19 protein-coding genes are annotated in these 19,652 nt (G+C 44.1%); 14 read left to right on the top strand and 5 right to left on the bottom strand.

The genetic code is table 11. The annotated features are described in order from the left end of the window. Nucleotides 1–3 precede the first annotated feature (3 nt). The 4 genes from FM107_RS05355 (at nucleotide 4) to FM107_RS19930 (ending at nucleotide 3,126) form a co-directional block, all read left to right on the top strand. The gene (locus FM107_RS05355; RefSeq protein WP_086947490.1) at nucleotides 4–1,230 is read left to right on the top strand and encodes an MFS transporter; all 1,227 of its coding nucleotides are present in this window, start codon (nucleotides 4–6) and stop codon (nucleotides 1,228–1,230) included. A gap of 162 nt (nucleotides 1,231–1,392) precedes the next feature. Beyond that, nucleotides 1,393–1,812, top strand: a complete 420-nt coding sequence (locus FM107_RS05350; protein ID WP_086947489.1) for a helix-turn-helix domain-containing protein — start codon at nucleotides 1,393–1,395, stop codon at nucleotides 1,810–1,812. Nucleotides 1,813–2,122: 310 nt separating this feature from the next. Next, the gene (locus FM107_RS05340) at nucleotides 2,123–2,542 is read left to right on the top strand and encodes a WxcM-like domain-containing protein (protein ID WP_086947487.1); all 420 of its coding nucleotides are present in this window, start codon (nucleotides 2,123–2,125) and stop codon (nucleotides 2,540–2,542) included. Nucleotides 2,543–2,916: 374 nt separating this feature from the next. Next, nucleotides 2,917–3,126, top strand: a complete 210-nt coding sequence (locus tag FM107_RS19930) for a DUF1016 N-terminal domain-containing protein (RefSeq protein ID WP_306298636.1) — start codon at nucleotides 2,917–2,919, stop codon at nucleotides 3,124–3,126. Between the two features lie 303 nt (nucleotides 3,127–3,429). Here the strand turns inward: FM107_RS19930 and FM107_RS05330 are convergent, their stop codons facing one another. Both FM107_RS05330 and FM107_RS05325 read right to left on the bottom strand, forming a co-directional pair. Continuing rightward, nucleotides 3,430–3,765 (bottom strand): hypothetical protein, encoded by a 336-nt coding sequence (locus FM107_RS05330; protein ID WP_086947486.1) that lies wholly within the window; start codon nucleotides 3,763–3,765, stop codon nucleotides 3,430–3,432. An 87-nt stretch (nucleotides 3,766–3,852) separates the two neighbouring features. Further along, complete coding sequence (locus tag FM107_RS05325; RefSeq protein ID WP_086947485.1) at nucleotides 3,853–4,704, bottom strand: sigma-70 family RNA polymerase sigma factor; 852 nt, start codon at nucleotides 4,702–4,704, stop codon at nucleotides 3,853–3,855. Nucleotides 4,705–5,137: 433 nt separating this feature from the next. Here FM107_RS05325 and FM107_RS05320 point away from each other — a divergent pair, with 433 nt between their 5' ends. From FM107_RS05320 to FM107_RS05310, 3 genes are read left to right on the top strand one after another with little or no spacing between them, the layout of a single operon-like run. Further along, nucleotides 5,138–5,485, top strand: a complete 348-nt coding sequence (locus FM107_RS05320; protein ID WP_086947484.1) for a helix-turn-helix domain-containing protein — start codon at nucleotides 5,138–5,140, stop codon at nucleotides 5,483–5,485. After that, nucleotides 5,478–6,224 carry an ImmA/IrrE family metallo-endopeptidase gene (locus FM107_RS05315; protein ID WP_086947483.1) on the top strand — a complete coding sequence of 249 codons (747 nt, stop codon included), beginning with the start codon at nucleotides 5,478–5,480 and terminating at the stop codon, nucleotides 6,222–6,224. Before FM107_RS05320 ends, FM107_RS05315 begins: the two co-directional genes overlap by 8 nt. Next, entirely contained in the window at nucleotides 6,217–6,756 is a 540-nt protein-coding gene (locus FM107_RS05310) for a hypothetical protein (protein ID WP_143559437.1), read from the top strand. The genes FM107_RS05315 and FM107_RS05310 overlap by 8 nt, the downstream gene beginning before the upstream one ends. A gap of 118 nt (nucleotides 6,757–6,874) precedes the next feature. Here FM107_RS05310 and FM107_RS05305 read toward each other — a convergent pair whose 3' ends face one another. Further along, nucleotides 6,875–7,411 carry a 5'(3')-deoxyribonucleotidase gene (locus tag FM107_RS05305; protein WP_086947481.1) on the bottom strand — a complete coding sequence of 179 codons (537 nt, stop codon included), beginning with the start codon at nucleotides 7,409–7,411 and terminating at the stop codon, nucleotides 6,875–6,877. Nucleotides 7,412–8,100: 689 nt separating this feature from the next. Between FM107_RS05305 and FM107_RS05300 the strand changes: the two genes are divergently transcribed. From FM107_RS05300 to FM107_RS05270, 7 genes are all read left to right on the top strand, one after another. Beyond that, a complete protein-coding gene (locus FM107_RS05300; protein ID WP_086947480.1) occupies nucleotides 8,101–9,723 on the top strand; it encodes a DUF6377 domain-containing protein in 1,623 nt (540 codons plus the stop codon). A gap of 147 nt (nucleotides 9,724–9,870) precedes the next feature. Beyond that, nucleotides 9,871–12,909, top strand: coding sequence for a TonB-dependent receptor (locus FM107_RS05295; RefSeq protein WP_256959362.1), 3,039 nt, complete (start codon nucleotides 9,871–9,873; stop codon nucleotides 12,907–12,909). 12 nt (nucleotides 12,910–12,921) lie between these two features. After that, the gene (locus FM107_RS05290; protein WP_086947478.1) at nucleotides 12,922–14,439 is read left to right on the top strand and encodes a RagB/SusD family nutrient uptake outer membrane protein; all 1,518 of its coding nucleotides are present in this window, start codon (nucleotides 12,922–12,924) and stop codon (nucleotides 14,437–14,439) included. 41 nt (nucleotides 14,440–14,480) lie between these two features. Next, a complete protein-coding gene (locus tag FM107_RS05285) occupies nucleotides 14,481–15,950 on the top strand; it encodes a glycoside hydrolase family 30 beta sandwich domain-containing protein (RefSeq protein ID WP_256959361.1) in 1,470 nt (489 codons plus the stop codon). Between the two features lie 14 nt (nucleotides 15,951–15,964). Continuing rightward, entirely contained in the window at nucleotides 15,965–17,293 is a 1,329-nt protein-coding gene (locus FM107_RS05280) for a DUF5125 domain-containing protein (RefSeq protein ID WP_086947519.1), read from the top strand. Between the two features lie 171 nt (nucleotides 17,294–17,464). Next, a complete protein-coding gene (locus tag FM107_RS05275; protein ID WP_086947476.1) occupies nucleotides 17,465–18,046 on the top strand; it encodes a glycosylhydrolase-like jelly roll fold domain-containing protein in 582 nt (193 codons plus the stop codon). 464 nt (nucleotides 18,047–18,510) lie between these two features. Next, entirely contained in the window at nucleotides 18,511–18,915 is a 405-nt protein-coding gene (locus FM107_RS05270) for a hypothetical protein (protein WP_086947475.1), read from the top strand. 43 nt (nucleotides 18,916–18,958) lie between these two features. On the opposite strand, the gene FM107_RS05265 is transcribed toward FM107_RS05270, so the two are convergent. Further along, the gene (locus FM107_RS05265) at nucleotides 18,959–19,207 is read right to left on the bottom strand and encodes a hypothetical protein (protein ID WP_086947474.1); all 249 of its coding nucleotides are present in this window, start codon (nucleotides 19,205–19,207) and stop codon (nucleotides 18,959–18,961) included. Nucleotides 19,208–19,341: 134 nt separating this feature from the next. Next, nucleotides 19,342–19,566 carry a hypothetical protein gene (locus FM107_RS05260; protein WP_143559436.1) on the bottom strand — a complete coding sequence of 75 codons (225 nt, stop codon included), beginning with the start codon at nucleotides 19,564–19,566 and terminating at the stop codon, nucleotides 19,342–19,344. Nucleotides 19,567–19,652: the final 86 nt, after the last annotated feature.

The raw sequence follows: 19,652 nt of genomic DNA, 5'->3' as shown, positions 1-19,652 counted from the left end.
CCCATGAACGCTCTAGTTAACAAATCGTATTATCCCTGGATAGTGGTGGCCCTGCTCTGGGTAGTTGCTTTTCTAAATTATTTCGACCGCTTGCTGATCACCTCCATGCGTGACCCAATAGTTAGTGATTTTCAAATAAACGATGCTCAGTTTGGATTGTTAACCTCCGTCTTCCTTTGGTCATATGGGCTGGTGAGTCCTTTTGGCGGCTACCTAGCGGATAAATACTCGCGAAAAAAACTTATTGTTTTTTCCGTTGGCGTTTGGTCAGCGGTGACTTTATGGACAGGGTACACGCAATCATTCCCTGAAATCCTAGTAACCAGATTACTAATGGGCGTGAGTGAAGCTTGCTATATACCAGCGGCGCTAGCCTTAATCACCGACTATCATTCCCGAAAAACACAGTCGCTAGCAACAGGACTCCATATGTGTGGCCTGTATACCGGACTTGCATTAGGAGGCCTTGGCGGTTATATAGCCCAGGCCTGGGGATGGCGTTATGGATTTCATGTATTCGGCGCATTTGGCGTATTATATTCATTGTTACTTTTATTCTTGCTTAAAGACAATAAGCAGCCCGACGAACAGCGACAGCATGATAAACAGCCCGAAGAATATTCCGTTAAAGAAGCGTTAAAAGCTATGTTTAAGATCCCTTCCTATTATATAATTTTGTTCTTCTTCTCGATCCTGGGAATGGCCAACTGGCTGGTGAACGGATGGCTACCAACATTTGTGAAAGAGCAGTTCCACTTGGGACTGGGCAGTGCTGGTATTTCCGCAACAGGATATATGCAGGTTGGATCCTTTATTGGCGTGATCGTGGGTGGCATTTTTGCTGACCGATGGGTGCAGAAAAATATAAAGGGGCGATTAAATGTTATCCTACTGGGGTTTTGCATTGGTGCTCCATTTCTGTTCCTGCTTGCCAGCACATCGAGCTTCCCAATTGCCGTTCTAGCGATGATTGTTTTTGGAATCGCTCGGGGTACTAATGATGCCAACCTGATGCCATTATTGCGCCAAGTGATCAACCCCAGGTATATTGCAACCGGATATGGCTTTTTAAACTTTCTAAGTACCATTGTTGGTGGTGTAATGGTGTATCTAGGGGGCGCGTTAAAAGATGCAAACGTGAACCTTTCCATCACCTTCCAGGTTGTCGCCGTTCTTCTGTTACTAACCACTTTGAGTCTGCTATTTGTGAAAATAAGACACAAAAACTAATATATTTTTTTCGTTTTGAGAAATCTGCTTATGGAGTGTTCGCTGAATGAAATCCCGAGCAGCCGCTGTATCAATCTCGTTATCAATATAAAATGATTTATGATTTCAAAAAATAAACATCTTTTTGTATATTCACACTTGAATACCCTTTAGTATTGAATCATGAACACAACGAACCCCACAAACCATATTGGTAGAAAAATTGGACGCATCCGTGAACTGCGCAGTATGAAACAGGAAACATTGGCGAATGAGCTGGGCGTATCTCAACAGACCGTATCTAATATTGAGAAAAGTGAAACCATCGAAACTGAATTACTTGCTCAAGTAGCTAGTATTTTAGGGGTCACTACTGATGCAATCGAAAGCTTTAGTGAAGATGCTGTTATCAACTACTTCAATACGTTTCATGATCAAAGTTCGAATACTTCAAATACAAATAACGGCAGTGTCAACATGACCTTCAATCCCCTAGACAAGCTGATAGAAGCCTACGAAGAGAACAAAAAACTCTACATGCTGCTTGTCGAGGCTGAAAAATCAAAAGTTCAGTACCTGGAAAAGATATTAAACAACAAGTAAACGTTTCGCAACAAAATATTGAGCCACGTGGAACACTTTCGCTCACCTAAATCCATTACACCATAGCTGCGCAGACAACTTTCAAAGTTCTGCCAAAATTTGTATGAATTGATTGACCGGTCGATTTTCTACTCCGGCAAACCCCGAAACAAAACGATCTGCTTGCATCACCGAAATGAAACACTTATATTTCGATCCTGCTTCTAACAGGCAATGGAATGCTCTTTTATCGAGCAGCCTATTTTGAAGTCGGCAGCGTGCCATAGAGTTAAAATTCCGATCGAGAAAAGACAAAGAATAAAACGCAATAATGATCAACCACATACCAGGCGGTATAGCCAAAGATGAAAGAGGACAGATCCGATTCGTAAACGAATTTGACATGAGCTTAGTCAAACGTTTTTACGTTATTAAGAATGTTGACACCGAATTAATCCGAGGGTGGCGCGCACATCAGATTGAACAGCGGTGGTTTTATGTCCTATCGGGCGCTTTTGAGATAAATCTTATTAAGATTGATAATTGGGAGCAAGCTTCAGCCGATCTGCCCGTTGAGAAACGGCTATTGTCTGCAGAAAACCCCGAAGTGCTTCACATACCTAAAGGATACGGAACGGCGATCAAAGCGACAAGTCCGAACTCGGAACTACTCGTATTTGCTGACCACGGCATAGAGCACGCATCAAAAGATGACCATACATGGGAACTCAGTTATTTTCAGAATCTTTAAGTTGTGAATTCATTGTTAAGAGCTCGCTGTTCGCCATATTAGTCCCGGGGGGCCGTGTACATCAGATTGAACAGCGTTGGTTTATGTCTATCGGACGCTTTTGAGATAAACTGACATTACAATTGCGCTTGACGTATGCACGCGAATGGGCATTTATTAAATGTTGCTTAATCCTATTTATGGTATTCTCACTCTCATAGTTAGAGAATAGTCGTGCAATATGTATGATCGATACTGTATGGTTCGGAAATGATAACATGATAAAAATTGAATAATACGCTCATAAATAAATCAATCTATAATAACAGATATAAAAAGCCATAATAGCCCAGTCAAAAGACAAAGCTATACGAGCAGTTGACTATCAAAGAACTTTGATGTATTGGCATATTGGCAAACGTATCTTTGAAGAAGAACAAGAAGGGAAAGAACGTGCAGATCACGGAACGTTTCTTATCAGAAATCTTTCAGAACAACTGCAACCCGAGTTCGGAACTGGTTTTTCCACAAGACAAATAAACCTTTACAGACAGTTTTATCGCACATTCTCAAATGTGCATACACTGTATGCACATTTGAGTTGAAGCCAATACAAGTTACTTCAAAGTGTTGACAGTCAATATAAAAGAGAATTTTATATTGCTGAAACAATCAAGAACAATTGGACGGTAAGGCAGTTGTAAAGGCAGATTTACAGCAGTTTATATGAACCGTCTTTTGTTGAGTAATGATAAAAAAAGCGTATTGCCAGTTGCCCGAAACGAAAAACAGCCACCCGACGCCAAAGAAATCGTTAAAGACCCAATGTTTCCAACTTCTATCTCGTTAGCGATAAAATACTCTTCGATAGAGCTTCTGTTTCTTCCAAAATTCGCCTAGTGTTACGATCAACTATCCGAATTTTGCTTTTCCTCAAAGCCCATAAAGATTCCCGCATTTCCAACGTGATTTAAAAACTCAATCGCCGGGGCAGATTTTAAATTTAGATCCCGCTGCTGTTGGAAGTGGACGAATGCCGGCTCACGAAGAATCTTCGCCTGAATCACTTCATCTTCAAATTCAGAGATGTGCACAAAAGTGTTCCCATTCGATTTCTGATATACGCGATACCGAAAGGCATTCGACTTTATCTTCCCAAAATCGCGTATGAATAAGGCGATGTTTTCTTTGTTTGTCGGCACGTATTCATCGTGCACCGTGTAAGTAACTTGTACTGTAATCATTATTTCTATCAATTTAATTGTTATGAAATGCTCTTTTCGTCTATATACAGATAAAGACAAGCAGCTTAACCAAAACGTGACAAAAAGCTAGAAAAGTTTTAAATTTTTTAGTTTATCGGGATCTACAACGGAATAAATACGTTTGATCTTCTGATCTTGATCAAACTCAAAAATCTGACAGTTCACAAGTTCCAGTTTATTAAAAAATAGAAGTGCAGGCTGATGATTGACAAAAGTATACGCGATAGAAAACTCACGTTGATACTTTTCAAACACGTGCCGCATCAGGTGTGCGACCTCACGAGGCCCGGCGGTGAGCTCGCGCACGACGCTAAGTTTACTTCCTCCATCTGCATGCGCCATAATATCATCCGAAAGCATTTTCTCCAGCGCGCGAATGTCTCCACCACGAACAATCGCGATATAGTTATTTAACAGATCCGAATTAACCAGCACGCTACGCTGTTCTTGAGGCCTGACCCCACTCAATTTGCGTGTTGCCCTGCTTAAAAGTTTTCTCGAATTTTCGACCGAGAGTTCAAGTGTTCCAGCGATCTCCTCGTGCGTATAATCAAAAGCATGTTTTAAAATATAAACACCACGCTCCTTTGGACCAAGCCGTTCTAGAAGAACCAAAAGGGAATAGGAAAGTATCTCGCGGCTATTCATTCTATGATCCGCACCGTGGGTTTCTACGGGTTCTGGAAGCCAGCTTTCGGGGTAGGAGGTCCGCTTATACCGCTTTTTCATGTTGATCGAATGATTTATAATGCTCCTAATCAAATAGGCCTTTTCATTCGCTATATTCACTCTAGGTGTGGTAAGATAGTTTAGCGTTACATCCTGAACCGCATCTTTAGCATCCTCGTAGGAACCTAAAATATTGTAAGCGTAAGCAAATAGAGCAGGATGATATGATTCGATCGGGTTCGTCGGCATAAGCGTGAATTGTAAATATTCTATTTTCAGTAAACGGCCATACGAAACTAAGATTTATTCCGAGAGCGACGGCATTTTCCTTTACAATTCTTTTTACCGTTTCCCTCACTGGATGCCGCTCCAGTTCATACTGTCAAACTAAATAAAAGATGTTGACAATATCCAATAGCTAACTCATTCTTAAAGGGAAACACATTGTCGATCAGGTGTCGGTTGATGAAACAGGCTATACGCTATAAAACCAGTGCAGACTTTTTGTTACAAAAAATCAATAAAATATATTTATTACACACTTTAGTAAAACGAATAAAAAACAATAATACTCATTAAACACTATAAAATAGGATTTTTAAACTATTTGTTTGAAAAATACTTTGTTACATATAATACACAATATAGTATTTTTTAATATATTTGTATACAGATAAAAATTATGGCAAAAAATGAACATAATATCATTGGATCCAACATAAGGAAGATCCGCGAGCGCCTAAAATATACTCAGGACGACTTGGCTACTTATTTGAGTGTTCCGCGCCCGACGATTAGTTATATTGAAACTGGAGAGCGAGAGTGCAGTTTTGATCACATGGAACGTTTGTCCGCTTTATTTAATATGGATTTGGCTGATCTTCTAGAGGAAGACGAAAATACGCAAACGCTAAATTGTGTTTTTGCATTTAGATCCAGTGAGCTAACATCTACAGATTTGAACAGCATTGCTGATTTTCAATTGGTAGTGAAGAATTATATGAAAATGAAAAATCTTGCAAATGGCTAAACTCAAGTTTGATACGCTCGATAATGAAATACAACAAAAAGCGATACGATTTCGAAGGGACAACGGGTTTAGTAATACTGAACCCATTCGTTTAAAAAGTCTTTTGCTAAAATGCAATGTGTTAACGGTTTTTCGTAAACTTTCAGATGATTTTTCGGGCATGGCAATCAAGATGGATCAAGATCGATTCATGATGGTCAACCAAGAACATAATTTGGGAAAACAGCATTTTACGATAGCGCACGAACTTTACCATTTGTTCGTTCAAGATAATTTCGTGTCCCAGTCGTGCAAAACGGGGCGATTCGACAAAAAGAATATTGAAGAATATAAAGCAGATATGTTTGCTGCGTATCTGCTTTTACCACAAGATGGACTAACTTTGAATATCCCTTCCAACGAGCTTAGTGTTCGTGATACAATTCGTTTAGAGACGGTATTGAAAGTAGAACAATATTATAGTATTTCTCGACGTGCATTACTCCAGAGATTGAAAAATTTAGACATCATTTCCAATATAACCTATGATCGATATAAAATTGATGTACGACGTTCCGCAACAGCCTATGGTTATCAGGTTGATTTATACAATCCTGGAAACGCTGGGCTTGTAATTGGCGATTACGGTGTGAAAGCACATCAGCTCTTCGAAGATGAAAAAATTTCCGAGTCTCATTATTTGGAATTGATGCGAACGATAGGCTATGACCCATCAGAACAGCCGCCAGAAAATGAGTAAAACTGTTGTCCACATATTGCTTGATTCGGACGTTATTATCCATTTTGTTAAAGCCGGTAGAATATCCACACTGATCGACTTGTTTCCCCAAAGAATGATGATGCTCGACCGTGTCGACGAGGAACTACGAAAAAACAAAACTGTCAATGTTATTTTGGAAAACATGGTAGTCTGGAAAGCGCTTTCGATCGTTCCGTTCCCCGCAAAGGATCTGAATGTATTCAGAGAATACGCTCAACTAATCAAAACCAAAGGAAAGGGCGAAAGTGCGTGCCTAGCCTATTGTCGCTATCATCCCCATATAATTGCATCGAGTAATCTCAAAGATATCCGGAAATATTGCGAACAATATCAAGTGGCATACATCACTACGATGGATATACTGTGTATTGCGTTATACAGACAGATATTAACCGAACGGGAATGTGACGAATTTATACAGAAAGTTCGCGCCTCTGACAGTAAACTACCGGATATGGGGATTGCTAAATACAGGGATACACTGTTCGATAGAAGTAAGTATAGCTATTGATGCCCCTCTGTCTAAACTACAAAGTAGAAGGGGCCTGTTGATAAACTCAAGTAGTCCCCATTTTTTTATTTTTTGTCCAATTCTTTGAAAACACAGCTGTATATAAATTCCAAACAGTTCACCCTTTACTAAAAAAATAACGCTCGGCATCCTTCCAACTGTTTAAACGCTCAAACTCCGTTTCATTAATATTATGGTAGCAGTTGAACAGCAAGCTATTTCCTGAAAATGATTGAAGATTGTAACAATGATCATCGATCATATAATCCGCTTTGACAATCCCTTTATCTCCACAGAAAACAATCTGTTGCCAACTAATAAATGGAAAATGTTCGGCTAGCCAATTATATTTTTCGACTAGGCTCCACGGGAATTCCATCGCCGCAGATACGATGTATACATTAAAATGATCATTTAGTCGCTGCACAACCTCTTGAGCATCAGGATTTATGGGCAGCGTACGAAAGAAATCAGGCATAGCCAAATACCGATATACAGCATCTGGATCCTCGAAGCATTGCTCTTCAGGTTTACCTTGAATTTCCGTTTCGGTGATACGAATTCCAGTTTCACGGAAATGATACGCTAAATAATGGGCCATATTATTGGCAAGGACGCCATCCATATCTATGGCAATTGTTTCACGTTTTGACATCTCGATAGATAAGAAAATTAAATTTTCAATATACGCTTAAAAATTAGGTTCGTCTTAATTATTTACATCTTATTAGTTCGATTTATGCTAGTAGGTTTAAATTCGCCAATAACCCTTGATTTTAGAAGATTTATAAACCTTCGCGCAGACCGCGCTTCCAACTAGCACGAGCTAACAGGCTAAAAATGTTTTTGCAACAATTTCTATCCCGTACGTAAAGGAAATTATTCCCGTTTTGAACTTGCAGGAAAATTACAAACGCTCATAATAGCTCTTATCTATCCTGCAACGAATCATCTATTTCCGTAGATAATCCAAAATTTAATCGCAGATATCCCAAAGTTAACTTCCCGATATCCCAAAGTTTAGACATCTGATGGAATAAAAACGGATACTGAAAATTCTATTTTGCTTGCCGTATTAACCGGCGATTTGTTTCGTCTATGTAAGTGGCTTTGCCCCCACGCCTTAATCCTTGCCCCTCCAGGCTTCTATTGCAATAGCTTAGAACAGTAGAAACGACATTCCGCACAACTAATCTCAATATTCGTTCTCCAACAATTAGTAAGTCGGCTCTTTGCCGAATGATCGCGCGCATGCTTACAGGGGCGTACGCTCCCCCCTTTTAAAGAATACCTAATAATTTCATACTTTTGTATCCGAGGAGAATTTCAGCGACATTTCCAGTTATGTACAAATTACTAATATGCATCTTGCTTATTACAATACACCACAATGGGTTTGCAGATGCATACACAGATTCCGTACGTACAAAACTAGATTTCACGCTTAAAAATAAAGAAAGCTTCAAACTTGAAAAACTTCAACGCATCGCAGCGCTCAAGGACTCTTTGCCCCTAGTTAGGGGAACATACCCGGCGCACTACACACTGAATAAACGCATTACCGGCGAGTATGAAAAGTTCCAGATCGACTCGGCGATCGCTTACCTGGAAAAGAACATTACCCTGGCAAAGAGAGCCGCCAATCGTCATGGGATCAACGAATCGCAAATAAAGCTGGCCGGACTATTTTCCTCAGCCGGTAAATACATTGAATCCCAGAACCTGCTCAGCCAGATCGATCGCCAGAGCCTAGATTCAGCCCTGCTGCCCCTGTACTTTTCTACGCTCTCAGAATTCTCCAGTCATTACGGACAAAGCAGCAATGGTAGCGGCTATTTCAAGCGCAGCGAGATATACCGCGACTCGCTCCTTTCGGTACTCGATACCGCCTCACTCAAATACCAAATAACGCTCGCCACAAAAATGCTCTATAACGGGCAGGTAGATGCAGCGGAAAGGAAATTTAAAGCGATGCTTACCGGCACGCCCGAGCGGGCGCCCGAGCGCGCCGTGATTGCTTACTACTTGGGCGTGATCGCAAAAACCAGGGATGAGCTGGACATGCAGATTTACTACTACAGCATATCAGCCACCACCGATATGCACCTATCAATCACCGATAACGCCTCCCTGCAAAGCCTCGCGCTCGCTTTTTACGAAGATGGGGACATCGAGCGCGCCTACCTCTATATCCAGCAGGCCATGGCAGACGCTATTTTTTCCAACGTGCGCTACCGAACGATTGAAAGCACCACCTTCTACCCGCTAATAAATGCTTCCTTTCAGCAAAAGGAGGCCAAGGAGAAAATATTCCTGGTCCTCTCGCTCTCGGTCATCAGCGTGCTCTCGCTATTACTACTAGGTGGAATAATTAAAGTGAACCGGCAGAAGAAACACTTAAAGCGCATACGAAAAGAACTCTTTGAAACAAACGGCGAGCTAAAGCTGCTTAACAGCGACCTGAAAGCTTCCAACGCTGGACTATTAGAGGCTAGCCATATTAAAGAGATCTACATCACGCAGTTTTTTGAGATCTGCTCAAGCTACATTGAAAAGCATGAGAGTTACCGCAACACGCTCTATAAGCAGCTCCTAAATGGCGATACCAGCGGGCTGAAAAAAGCGTTGAAAACAGATAGCACGCTAAAAGCCGACCTGGACGAACTCTACAAGAATTTTGATGTTATCTTTTTGAACCTTTATCCCTCTTTTGTCTCTGAGTTTCGCGCCCTGCTCGCTGTAGAGCAGAAAATTATTCCCCCCGCCGCGGAGTTTCTAAACACCGAGCTACGAATCTATGCGCTTATAAAACTAGGGATCACCGACACCACAAAGATCGCCCGATTTTTGCGCTGCTCGCTGCAAACGGTTTACAACTACCGCGTGAAAGTGCGCAACAATGCCCTAGATAGCAAGGAAGACTTCGAGCGGAAGGTTCTACTAATAGGCGGTTTTGATAAAATATAGCACTCCCCGCCGCCAAAACAGACTACTATTTACCCTGGAGGCCGACCCCCTAAGGAATTAATTAACAAATCCTTAACACGAATAATCAACTACTTTTTCCCTGGAGTGATTAAAAAAGAGCGCCTAAGATTAATCTTCCTGCTAAATTTGTATTGGTGTTTTCTTAGGAACCTAAAATATGAAAGCCCACAATTATATTTTTTTACACTTATGGTACTCTCTATGTTGAGAAGCAAAATTCTTCTTTTTATCGTTTTTTCGGCCTACTTTGTCTGGCCGGCACGGGCACAGCAAAATGTTCCCCTCAGCGGAATCATCACCGATATGCTAACCGGTGAGCCCATAGCGGGCGCCACCGTCGCCGTAATCGGCACCTCGCTCAGCTCCCACTCGGACGCGGGCGGTAGCTTTTCGCTACCAGCTGTACCGCAGGGTAGCAGCATTCAAATATCCTTTATCGGCTTTGACACCCAGACGCTGCCCATCACCGCCGGCCCTATGGAAATCAAGCTTACCGCCGCAGACAACGTACTCGAAGATATCGTCGTGATCGGCTACGGCTCGGTGAAAAGAAAAGATCTCACCACGGCAGTATCCACCGTCTCACTGGAAGAGCTCGACGAGCGCCCGATTACGAGCGCTGCACAAGCGCTGCAAGGAAAAGCGGCCGGTGTAGCGGTCACCCAGCCCAACGGCGCTCCAGGGAGCGAGATGTCCATCCGCGTGCGTGGAACGACATCCTTCAACGGTAGTAACGATCCGCTATACGTCGTGGACGGCGTACCGGTAGACAACATTCGTTTTCTTTCACCCACAGACATCAGTAGCATGCAGGTGCTAAAGGACGCTTCCTCCGCCGCTATATACGGCTCACGCGCAGCAAACGGAGTCGTGCTCATCACCACCAAGTCGGGATCAACTGGCAAGGGAAAGATCAGCTTCAACAGTCAGATCACCCAGAATGTGGTGACCAGCAACGTGGATGTGTTAAACACCCAGCAGTATACGGAGCTTCAAGACGAGATAGGCCTGGTGAGCCTCCCGCCAACACTCTCCGATCAGACAGACTGGTTTAAAGAAACCTACCAGAAAGGACGTATACAAAACTACCAAGTATCCATCACCGACGGCACCGAGAAGCTTAAATACTTTCTCTCGGGTGGCTACGTGGATGAACTGGGCGTGATAAACAGCACCTTCTTCAAGCGCTATAACTTCCGGGCTAACATCGAAAATAAGATCCGCCCCTGGGTAACCGTCAACGCCAACGTGAACTACTCGGACTATACCGATAATGGCGTTACAACGGGACTGGGCGCCAACCGCGGAGGTGTCGTGCTATCGGCCATCAACACCCCAACATTTGCCCCGATATGGGATCCGATGAACCCCAATCAGTATAATGCGAACTTCTACGGCGTGAATATCACCAGCCCGCTGGAAAACATGGCGCGCAGCGCAAACAACAGGAATAAGGAAAACCGCCTGTTAGCCTCCGGAAGTGCCCTATTCACGCTACTTCCTGAGCTATCGTTCAAATCATCATTCACCATGGACCGGCGCAACGCGGTGAACACCACCTTCCTCGATCCAACTTCCACCTCCTGGGGTAGAAACCAGCGCGGTGAGGCATCCGACACGCGTAGCATGAATACCGTGCTCACCTTTGATAACGTGCTGACCTACACGAATAACTTTGGTCTGCACGGCATCGAGGCGATGGCCGGATCATCTTGGACAGACTCTAAATATACCAACAACTATATCTATGGATCGCACTATGCGAGCGATTTGATCCGCACCTTAAATGCGGCCAATAAGATCTCCTGGGACGGAACGGGCTCTGGCGCCTCGCAGTGGAGCATCATGTCTTACTTTGCTCGAGCCGCCTACAACTACGACGGCCGCTACCTATTTACAGCGAACCTGCGTAGTGACGGATCCTCAAAAATACATCCCGATCACCGCTGGGGTGTATTCCCCTCCATGTCGGCCGCATGGCGCCTATCATCCGAAGAGTTCCTAAATGACGTTTCCTGGATAAATGACCTTAAAATTCGCGGAGGATGGGGACAAACAGGAAACCAATCCGGAATAGGTGATTACGCCTACCTGCAGCTGTACAACATATCGCGCGTAGAGTGGTTTAAAACCGATCAGGAGAATGCCCTGCCTACAATATCGCAAGCCAACCTTCGCACCACAGACCTGCGCTGGGAGACCACCACGCAAACCAACTTCGGCGTCGACTTCACTGGTTTTAATAACCGCCTGACCCTCGCGCTCGACTATTACCACAAACGCACGCGCGATATGCTCATGTTCGTATCGCTCCCAGCGGGCGCCGCAGCAGCGAGCAGCATCACGCGCAACGAAGGAGCCATGATAAATAAAGGCTTCGAGGCCTCCATCAGCTCCAAAAACCTCACCAAAGGGTTCCTCTGGGATACCGAGTTTAATATCTCACTGAACCGCAACCGCCTAGAGAGCCTCGAGCTCCAGCAGATATACATGGATGCCTACACCAGCGACCTGGTCAACGAGCAGGTCGTGCGCAATGAGCCGGGACGCTCCATGAGCGGCTTTTACGGTTACATATCCGATGGCGTAAACCCCGAGACGGGCGAGCTGATGTATAGAGACCTCAGTGGCGATGGTAAGATATCATCTTCTGACCGTACGTACATCGGTGACCCTAACCCGGACTTCACCTTCGGGCTGACCAATAACTTCGCCTACAAGAACTTTAGCCTCAGCGTGCTGCTGCAAGGATCAGTAGGAAACGATATATTTAACGCTTCGCGCATGGAGACCGAAGGCATGTACGATGGCAAAAACCAGACAACAAGGGTGCTAGACCGCTGGCAGGTACCCGGACAGATAACCGACGTTCCTAAAGCGGGCTACACCATGCGCAACTCCACCTACTTTGTGGAAGATGGCAGCTACCTGCGCGTGAAGAACATATCGCTATCCTATAACTTCGCCGGTGAGAAGCTCCGCAGCAAAGGTATCGGCCGCCTGCAGCCCTACATCTCGGTCAGCAACCTATTTACCATCACCGACTATTCGGGCATGGATCCCGAAGTAAACCAGTGGGGTAACAGCGGTGCCGTACAAGGTATCGACTGGGGTACATACCCCCAGAGTAAAGCCTTTGTGTTTGGTGTTAATCTTGAATTTTAATAGCTAATAATCATGTTACGTACAGTATATAATTTTTTCTTCCTCTGTCTAGTCTTACTAGTCACCTCCTGCTCGCTAAACCGCGATCCGCTGGATTCTTTTTCCGACGTGACCGAAGGGGTCGACCAGAGCGGTCAGCAGGTCGCCTTTAAAGATAAAGCGGCCGTGCAGAACCACCTGCAAACCATCTACCGCCAGATGCGCGACCGTCAGGAGCATTGGTATGTCGACTTATTGCTTATAGCCGACGCCCACGCCGATAATGCTTACGCCGGCACAACAGGCGCCGAGGTCGTTCCTTTTGAAAACAACACCATCGAAGGCTCCAACTCCGTGCTGCTGCGCGACTGGAACCGCTATATGGAAGATATCGCTAAAGCAAACCTATTAATCGTAAATATCGATTCGGTAGACGACAACGCCCTTACTACCGCCGAGCGCGCGCAGATGAAGGGTGAAGCCAAAATATTCCGCGCCCTGGTACTATTTGATATGGTTCGTATATGGGGTGATATTCCCGTGATTACCACCATCGCAGGTGACATAACCTCCGAAACAATAGGCGATGTGTACGATGACTACTTCCCTGCTCAAAATACGGAGCTGGAAGCCTACCTGCAGATCGAGAAAGACTGCCTGGAGGCCATCGAAACAGCGCCCCAGAGCAGCGCTAGCGATAAAACCCTGTTTTCAAAATCTGTCGCCAAAGCGCTGCTGGCCAAAGTATACGCCGAGAAGCCGCTGCGTGATTATAACAAAGTTATTCAGTATGCCGATGAGCTTGCCGCAGACGGTTTCGAGCTTACAACCGACTACAACGACCTATTCGGTATGAACGCCGCGATAACGGACACCAAAATGCGCAATACCAGCGAGTCGATACTCGAAGCGCAGTTTTTTTCGGGTAACGGCAACTGGGCGACATGGATGTTTGGTAGAGACTTGACAAACTACGACAACTCCTTCACCTGGGCCAAGTGGATAACCCCTTCGCGCGATCTGATAAAAGCATTCAACGACCAGGGTGACGCAGTGCGCATGAATGAGTCTATCGTTTATTACGCCACCAGCTGGAGTAACTACTACCCCAGCAGCAACTACCCATTTATGTTTAAGCTCCGCTCGGCATATAGCAGTATCATCAAGCTTCGCTATGCCGATATACTACTGCTAAAAGCTGAAGCGCTCATACAAGGGCCATCGCAAAACTTGGCCGGTGCTGCGCAGATTATCGACCGCGTGCGCGCACGCGTAGAGCTGCCGCCACTAACGAGCGTCGTGAAATCCTCGCCCGAGTCAATGCTTACTGCCCTACTGACTGAAAGAAGGCTCGAGCTAGCCTTTGAAGGTCAGCGCTGGTTCGACCTGGTTCGTCTGGATAAAGTAGAGCCCGTAATGAATGCCGTATACGGCAAGGATTCCGGACGCATAAAACAGGTATATCCTTTTAACAGCGCTTCTTACAGGCTCCCTATCCCGCAGACAGTAATCGATCAGAATCCTAAAATAGTTCAGAATCCCGGCTACTAACTAATACGATACACCCCATGATAACGATAAATAGAAAAAATATGGTATTACCTTTTTTGCTAGCTGGAGTACTAGCAACGACCGCATGTACGCAAGATAGCTTTACCCCCTCGGATAGCACAAACATAAAAACCGATGGCGACGTGAAGATTGTCCTCACCTCCAACAATAGGGTATACGATCTTTTTACCCAGTACCAAGATTTTAGCGACAAACAAAACATGTCGCCCAACACCATCACGCTCGACCCGACAACGACCTTCCAAACGATGGACGGATTTGGCGCAGCGATAACAGGATCAACCTGTTACAACCTTTTAAAAATGAATAAGCAAGACCGTGAGCAGTTTCTTACCGAGACCTTCTCACAGACCGAAGGCATCGGCATGAGCTACATCCGCATAGCGATAGGCTGCTCGGATTTCTCGCTTTCCGAGTACACCTGTTGGGACACGCCAGGCGAAGGTAACTTCGCCCTGCAAGACGAGGAGCTCAACTACATCATCCCTATACTAAAAGAGATTCTAGCGATAAATCCTGACGTGCAGATCATCGGCTCGCCCTGGACCAGCCCCAAGTGGATGAAAGTAAACAACCTGACTGACCTACAGCCACACGACTCGTGGACCGACGGTCAGCTAAACCCTAAATTTTACCAGGACTATGGTTCTTATTTTGTGAAATGGTTACAGGCATTCGCCGAGCAAGGGATCCACGTGATGGCGATAACCCCACAAAATGAACCCCTAAATAGAGGGAACTCCGCATCGCTATACATGAGCTGGCAAGAGCAGCAGGCGTTTATCGCTCAAGCGCTAGGGCCTAAACTGCGCCAAGCAGGACTAGACACCAAAATATACGCCTTTGATCACAACTACAACTACGATGATATCGACTCGCAAAACGACTATCCGATAAACATCTACAATAACGCCCAAGCAGCGCAGTACCTAGCAGGCGCCGCCTACCACAACTACGGTGGCGACAGAGCCGAGCTTCTAGATATCCACCAGCAGCGCCCCGACAAAGAGATCATCTTCACCGAGACCTCCATCGGCACCTGGAACGATGGTCAGAACCTATCAACGCGCCTAATGGAAGATATGCAGGAAGTAGCCCTTGGCACGATCAACAACTGGAGCCGCGCGGTAATCGTGTGGAACCTGATGCTCGACTCCGACAGAGGCCCCAACCGCGCGGGCGGTTGCCAAACATGTTATGGCGCCGTCGATATCAACAGCGACGATTATAAATCCATCACGCGCAACTCCCACTACTACATCATTGGCCACCTTTCCGCGGTCGTGAAACCAGGTGCAACAAGAATTGCCGCCACCGGATACGCTGCAGACGGGTTGACATACACGGCATTCCAAAACCTAGATGGTAGCTATGCGCTAGTAGCATTAAATAACACCAACGAAGTTCAAAAACTAACAGTGAGCGATGGAACACATCATTTTAGTTACGATGTTCCCGTCAAATCTGTCGCATCATACCAATGGAAATAACGCCGAAAAAAATTATGAAAACTTTAACCTTCAGATTGTTCTACTCGCTCGTAGCCATCTGCTTGCTATACGCTTGTGAGAAATCCGACAGCGAGACTGCCGGTAGCCCGCTGATTGATCTGCAGTCCGATCTATCGGCAGCCTCCTTTGGCGATAGCCTCAGCTTCGACATCGCTGTATCGGATAAGCAGGTGCCGCTATCAACCGTAAAAGTGCAACTCTTCTACACCGATGAGCTCGTGCAAGAGACCGTAATCCGTACAAAAGAGAATGGTACCTACACCGGTAAAATATGGATCCCCTTTTTAAAGGATGTTCCCGATGCCGTAGCAACGATTAAAATAGTCTTACAGAACATCAATAAGACGCTAGCCCAGGAATCGCACGAAATAAGCTTATCACGTCCAGATTTTCCCTACCTCACTTTGGTCACCGAGCAAGGGGAATACAAAATGGAAAAAACAGCCAGAAATCAGTACGCCGTAGCGGCAGATTTCCCTTTCTCCATCAAAGGACATATCAAAACGCCTAAGACAAGCGCGCAAAACAGCGAAATGACTTTCGGTTATGAAAGTGGAGCGGTAGCCTTCGGCTCAACGACCGATATTCCATTTTCAAACTCCAGCTCAGGACTGTACAGCATCACCTTTAATACTTTTAATTTCCAGGCCTCCCCATTCATTATCGCCTACGCGGTAAACGGGACCGTGATGAGTCGTATTGACGATAACCTTTTCTACGCCGAGCCCAATATGACCCAAGGGGAACCCGTGGTTATCGATGGAATCGAAGATCTATCGGACTGGTGGATCGATTCGGACTTCATTAATAAGCAAGGTCAGGAGTATACTTTTGCCGCTATAAGTGGAAAATATAAGATTACCGCCGATTTGCAGCGTAAATATTTTATCATCGAACCTATGAACGGCAATGATCTTGCTACCCTACAGCCGGACGGAAGTGGCGCGATTTGGATCATCGGGGAAGGAATCGGTAAACCGGCATTAACAAATGCCGTAGGCTGGACGACAGAGAAAGCCTTAGCGATGGCGCCGATCGGTGGTAAAAAGCACCAAATTACCCTGGTGGCAGGCGAAACTGTTAACGCCTCGAGCATCAATTTCAAGTTCTTCCATCAAAAGAACTGGGGTGGAGAATATTCAGCTCAGACGCTAACATCTACCAGTGATCTGATATTTGTAGGTGACGGATCAAATGGCCGCGACTCGGGAAACTTAGGAATCCTAGAAGGCAAGATGCTCTCAGCAGGTAAAACGTACGTCTTTACCGTGGATCTGTCCGCAGGAAATGATAGCGCCGTGTTAAACGTACTCGAAAAATAAGCTAAACTACAAACAACAGTACTTTGGGCAATTCGTGTATTCGGATTGCCCTTTGTTTTTTTGTAACTGGTTTAATCTAGGTGGATCAAGCCCTGGGATCCCCTCACAGGTACGGTTAGAGATTTACCGGAATATGCCGATAATGGCACAACCATCAGCGTCCCTCTTGAGTTGCCCAAACAAGGTAGCGTATTTATCATATTCAGAAAAAATCAAAAAGAAAAAGCTTCACCTTCAGCCAGAAATTATCCCAAGCTCATCAAATCGATTCCTATAGATGGGCCGTGGAACGTAACATTTGTAAAACCAGATTCTACTTCTTTCACCAAGGTATTTGACCAGTTATGGGATTGGTCCAAACATCCTGACAAAGATGTTAATTATTTTTCGGGAAGTGCCACATATGAAGTTGAACTTCCTAATCTTGAAACCGATGACAAAAAACAAAGATGGGTACTGAGCTTAGGAAATGCGATAGCAATTGCAAGCGGCTCTGTTAACGGTTCCCAGGTAGGTTCGGTATGGACTGATCCGTATGAAATAGACATTACAGATTTTCGCAATGAGCAGTCTAACTCAATAGCTATTAAAGTTACCAACACATGGGTGAATAGTCTTATTGGAGACCAACAGTTACCCGAAAATCAAAGAAAACGCTGGACTATTGTGAACCCATACAAAGCGGATAGCCCCCTACACAGTGCTGGTCTTTTAGGTCCAGTATCAATTAAAGTTTATCAGGACAATCAATAAGATGTTAGAAGAAGGCGTGCGATATAATGCTCCCTTTTTTACATTTCTTATTGTAAAAAAGATTAATAAAAAGCGGAGCAAAACGGTTAAAACCGTTTATATGTAATTATTTCTAAGTTCATGACAAAAATTGCATTGTAAAAAGTGTATAACATGAAGATAATCAATAACATATAATAATTACTATGTCCAAGTGTCCATTGTGTCCAATCGTTTATGGTGCCGAGATTTTTATAAAAAAAATCTGTACAAATACCTATACTTGCATTCAACAATTATTAAACTACTTATTTATGGTTTCAGAAAGATGTTAAGAATTATTTAATCAGGCTTTTAGCGAACTAGATTCGCTAGTTGATAGTGCAAAATTTGACCAAAATTATACGATCGAGTTCGATCTATCGGATGATTGCGACGAGGCCTTTATAAATCTACCCAGGACGCCTGGTATATATTACTACAGCATGAAACTTCCTGATAACCATAAAGCCTGGGGGTGCGTAAAAGAAGACATTGGTAAATTTTCCAAATTTTGGACCGGGCGAGACAATGTCGTATGGACACCGGGAATAAAGGCGAAACGATGCAACTATCATCGTGCTATTCAGCAGGACAATGTCCTATTTCACGAAGGATGGATACCGATGTATTTAGGGAAAAGCCAAAATTTGTATGCGAGGATTAAACAGCACTACGATCAACCTTCAGAACGCGCTTCATTTGGCATGAAGCTAAAATCCCGAAAAACGATTTTTGGAATAAAGATTCGTGTTCAGGTGATGACGCTTAGTTCGAAGCATTCAAAAACAATTCTACCCTATATCGAATATCGTCTACGGGATAAGCTACAGCCGATAATTGGTCAATAAAAACCATTAAAAAAGTCCTAACGACGTACGTTAGGACTGAGTATTACTTCGAATTTTTCATTTTTTCTTTAGCCTCCTTAAGCTTCCCTTTAGCAATATCCAACTGTTTTTTATATTCTTGTACTTTCTTTTTCGAATCGGCAATACCGGTTACATTTCCAGGAGTCCGCTTTCTAGAATCTAATACACTTTTGGCCCAGTCATACATATTTTGACGATTGTCAACATCCTTCTTGCATGCTTCAACATTTTTTTTGTGATCCACCGTAAATAAATTCTTCAAAAATCCCATAATATTTTAGTTTGGTTTGCCGAATATACTACTCATTCCTTTATTGTAACAAACGTTATGGATGGTATGTAGAATAATCCCAATCGATCTCAGTGAATATGGCATATTCATCTTTATCAAGACGAGTCAATCTATCATGCAAGCGTAATATGGTTCCATGATTGTTTTTTTATGTGGTAAATAATTGTGTAGGAACCCTTAGTTATTGTATCACCTGGCGAAGCGATGATCGCAGTCACGACATTGCTTCCCTGATACACTTCGATCATTGCTAGATCTTCATCGGTATTTCTTTCGAGTGTTATTATTACCACTCCCGGTGCGAAAGCGATAGCTGCCATTATTAGTGTTCGTTTCATTATTTTAAATATTTGTTGGTTAACTTCCTAAGTACATGAACTGTGTTAAATTCCAAATTAATTTGGAATTTAACACAGTTCATGTA

Source organism: Sphingobacterium sp. JB170 (assembly GCF_900163865.1).
Lineage (GTDB): Bacteria > Bacteroidota > Bacteroidia > Sphingobacteriales > Sphingobacteriaceae > Sphingobacterium.
Note: the sequence above shows the minus strand (reverse complement) of the source record. Positions and strands in the feature narration are given on the sequence as shown.